4 protein-coding genes are annotated in these 2853 nt (G+C 31.6%); all 4 read left to right on the forward strand.

The features are described 5' to 3' along the window. Positions 1-134 precede the first annotated feature (134 nt). Complete coding sequence (locus tag H8718_RS19870; RefSeq protein ID WP_249334796.1) at positions 135-467, forward strand: HNH endonuclease; 333 nt, start codon at positions 135-137, stop codon at positions 465-467. 107 nt (positions 468-574) lie between these two features. Then, the gene (locus H8718_RS19875) at positions 575-1423 is read left to right on the forward strand and encodes a stage II sporulation protein P (RefSeq protein WP_249334797.1); all 849 of its coding nucleotides are present in this window, start codon (positions 575-577) and stop codon (positions 1421-1423) included. Between the two features lie 223 nt (positions 1424-1646). Then, the gene (locus tag H8718_RS19880; protein ID WP_249334799.1) at positions 1647-2261 is read left to right on the forward strand and encodes a hypothetical protein; all 615 of its coding nucleotides are present in this window, start codon (positions 1647-1649) and stop codon (positions 2259-2261) included. Positions 2262-2627: 366 nt separating this feature from the next. Next, positions 2628-2853: GNAT family N-acetyltransferase (locus H8718_RS19885; RefSeq protein ID WP_330597792.1), on the forward strand; the 226-nt coding region annotated here is incomplete at its 3' end.

The raw sequence follows: 2853 nt of genomic DNA on the forward strand, positions 1-2853 counted from the left end.
TCTTTATCCAAATAGGCTATTTTATACATATTAAGGCCTCCTATACATTTTTAGATTAGTATACAACAGTTTATAATAGAAAGTAATATATAAGTAGTCACAATGGCTACTATTTTTATGTTGGAGAAAACACCATGAAGAAAGTTTGCAGTAGATGTGGAAACATCATTTTACATAAACAAAGGTGTGAGTGTACACCTAAATATAATAGGAAAGTATCAGATGAAAAGAGACGCTTTTATTCATCTTATGCGTGGCAAAAGCTCAGGAATAGGAAAGTGAAAGAGCATCCTTATTGTGAAAGGTGTTGGAGTAAGTGGAAGTTAATTGTAACGGATAACTTACAAGGGCATCATATCAAATCGTTCAAGGATTATCCTGAGTTGAGATTGGATGAAGAGAATGTAGTTGTATTGTGTAGGACTTGTAATTTGCAGGCCGGTGATAAAAATATAAAAGACTGGTAATTGAAATATTACAAAAAGATTAAAACTGAAAGAGCTAGTACATAAATAATAGGAAAAGTTCATAGTGTGTAAGGTGATAATGAAATAAATTGTTAAGGGGGAAGAACATGAAAATTAATCGTAGAGTATTAATTGCAGCAAGTTTGATAGCGATAATATCAATTAGTAGTGTTGCCTATGCATCTGTTTCAAATGCACCAGAGGTTTCTAAAAAAGTAGATAAGAATATGAGTATATTTAGAAACTTTGATGTAGGGATAAAAGTTAAAGTGGAGGAACAGTTAAATGTAAGCAAATTACTTGAAAAGGACCTGTCCATTCAAACTACGACAAAAGGTCCACAAATATTAATTATTCATACACATCCACAAGAAGAGTATGCAGGTGATAAAAAAGGTAGTGTTTTAGATGTGGGAGATGAGTTGGAACGTGTTCTAGAAGAAAATTACAAAGTATCTGTATTACATTATAAAGATGAGAAAAATACTCAAGCTAGTGTGGTAGGTGCTTATGAGAGAATGGAACCTATTATAGAAGATATTCTTAAAGAAAATCCTTCAATACAAGTAATAATTGATCTTCATAGGGATGGAGCGGTAGAACCATCGGCTACTTTAATGAATGGCAAATCAACAGCAAAAATTAATGTAGTAAGTGGACTTAACATCGATCAAAATATTGGGACGATAGGTAGTTCAAAAACATATTCGAATCCTTACATAGAAGATAATCTTAGTTTTAGTGCTCAAATGAAATGTAAGAGTGATGAGTTAACTCCTAATTTAATTCCTTATGTACTAGTAAAACCATATAGATATAACTTACATTTGGCTCCTAAATCATTACTAGTGGATATTGGAAATAATAATGATACACTAGAAGAAGCTATAAATGCAATTCAGCCATTCACAGAGGTTTTAGCAGAGGTCTTAAACTTAGAAAAAGTAACTAAATGATATACTTAATTAGCAGAGAGGAATACCAATTAAAGGTATTCTTTTTTGTTTATAGGACGTGTAACTTGCAGGTTGGAGATAGTAGTGTGGTGGATTGGTAATGTAGCGCTGGGTAGCGTTCTATGGATTATAAGGTTGATAAATAAATTAAACATTTGAGGTTGAATATTTTGAAAAATATATTACAATTAAAATTATAAATCCATGTATAAGGAGGTATTCAATGATGAATACATTGCTAAATATTTTAAGTGAAATTGATAAAGATAATCAAAGAAACCATGAGTCACATAGTTGGCCAACATTATATAGGGTATTTAGAGGAAATGGTGGTACTGGTGAAGAAACTCATCCGTTGTTTAGGGGGATGCCTCATCCTATTACTGTTTTGGGAGGGGATGGAATTCTAGCAAATACAATTCTATGCTGTAAAGAAAATGCTGGAGAAATGCTTTCACTGAAGTTTGACGAGATTGTAAAGATAACCAAAGATAAAAAGGTTATATGGCAACATCCTAAATATCATATGAGTGAAATCAAATATAGAGACGTAATGAGAAAGCAAGAAGCTTCAGGTGAGGTCAAGTGCATAGGTGAAAATATATATGGTGAGAAAGAATATAGAAATTCTCCACTTCAAATAGCGGATTTACCCGTATTCGATGGTACAACTTTACAAAAAGATGGGTATCAAAGAACAAGGATTTTTTACTTGGAAAAACCACCATATCGTGAAGTATACTCGTTCGCGATAGTGAATGATAAAAAATTAAATGAAATAGATAAAATAACTGATAATGTTATTAAATATATTAAAGGGGAAAGAAATAAAATATAACCCCCCTATTACTTAGTACATAATGCAAACTTATACTCTATACCACGCGCCTCCCTCTGTGCACACAAAATGCCTAAAATGAAAAATTTTGAGGCTATGATGTGTGGAAAATAGAATAAAGTTAGATATACCAAAGGATAGAGTCTAATTGATAGTGTGGAAAACACTATTGAAAAGGGCTCTTTTTTGCTGTAAAAGCCATAAAATGAGGCAGAAAAGGCTAGATTCTTAGTATTTTAATAGGTGATATTTTATGTTATACTACTCTGAATTAAATGACATATAAAAGGCTTGGTAGGAATACAAAGCCAACAGATTAGATATTTGTTGAGTTGAAATTATTTATATTTGACGGAGGATTTGCAAATGAATATTGAAACAAGTAGATTAATGCTCAAGCCGGTTACACAAAAGTATATTTTTGATATTTTCAATAATTTTACAAATGAAGTGACAGTATATATGTTTCCCTGTCCTGTTAAAGACATTAGTGAAACTGAAAATATAGTTGAATGTTGGATAAAACAATGTGCAAATAAGACAGACTATGTGTATGCAATAACACTTAAAGAAACAGCTGAATTCTTGGGAA

This window comes from Zhenhengia yiwuensis (assembly GCF_014384995.1).
In the GTDB taxonomy this organism is placed as follows: Bacteria; Bacillota; Clostridia; order Lachnospirales; family Cellulosilyticaceae; genus Zhenhengia; species Zhenhengia yiwuensis.